This window comes from Novosphingobium sp. B-7, from assembly GCF_000410615.1.
GTDB lineage: Bacteria > Pseudomonadota > Alphaproteobacteria > Sphingomonadales > Sphingomonadaceae > Novosphingobium > Novosphingobium capsulatum.
The window spans coordinates 4,010-4,329 of the sequence record NZ_KE148525.1 but is presented as its reverse complement, the minus strand read 5'-3'; the positions used below and the strand labels follow the sequence as shown (position 1 = coordinate 4,329).

Sequence of the window (320 nt, the reverse complement as noted above, 5' to 3'; positions counted from 1 at the left end):
CGGCTGGCCGCTATGGCAAGGCCGCGCTGGAGCGGTTGGGCGTGTGGAACCAGGTGCAGGGCCAGGTGGCGCGCGCGGAAAACGTGCGGGCCGCGCTGGCGCTGGTGGCGCATGGCGCCGCGCCGCTGGGCGTGGTCTATGCCACTGATGCCCGCGCCGAACCGGGGGTGAAAGTGGTCGGCGTGTTCCCGGCCGGCAGCCACGCGCCGATCACCTATCCGGTGGCGCGGCTGACCGCGTCCACCCATCCCGACGCCGAAGCGTTCCGCCGCTTCCTGCTCTCGGCCGAAGGCAAGGCGATCTTCCGCCGCTTCGGCTTT

1 protein-coding gene is annotated in these 320 nt (G+C 72.5%); it reads left to right on the top strand.

Annotated features, from left to right (window positions below):
- The coding region (gene modA, locus H926_RS33990; protein WP_022678608.1) for a molybdate ABC transporter substrate-binding protein at positions 1-320 on the top strand (320 nt) is incomplete at both ends.